Here is a 298-nt window from a genome sequence, read left to right as displayed (position 1 = left end):
GGCTCTTCAGAATTGAGAGTGTAGTTTCGGTCTGAATCCGCCGGATTCCAGCAGCGATCTGGCGACATAGTTGGTGAGATTCCGGAAGCCGAGGGCAGATCCTCGTAGGTGTTCGAGTCTCCCATTGATCGCTTCACTTGGGCCGTTTGATGTGCCGGGTCGCTCGAAGTATGCCAGCACGTCCTGGGCCCGTCGTTTGAGGGTGCGCCCGAGAGTTCGGAGCTCGGTCAGCGCGGTGGGGACGCCGCTGCTGAGGGAGTCAATCACGGCTTGCATCATCTGCTGACCTTTGGCCCGG

1 protein-coding gene is annotated in these 298 nt (G+C 60.1%); it reads right to left on the bottom strand.

All coding sequences use genetic code 11. The annotated features are described in order from the left end of the window. Nucleotides 1–6: 6 nt before the first annotated feature. Nucleotides 7–298, bottom strand: a 292-nt coding sequence (locus HGO92_RS23315) for a transposase (protein WP_169999134.1), incomplete at its 5' end; no start/stop codon positions are given.

Source organism: Crystallibacter degradans (assembly GCF_012952295.1).
GTDB lineage: Bacteria > Actinomycetota > Actinomycetes > Actinomycetales > Micrococcaceae > Crystallibacter > Crystallibacter degradans.
The sequence above is the reverse complement of the archived record's forward strand: the minus strand, read 5'-3'. Positions and strand labels throughout refer to the sequence as shown.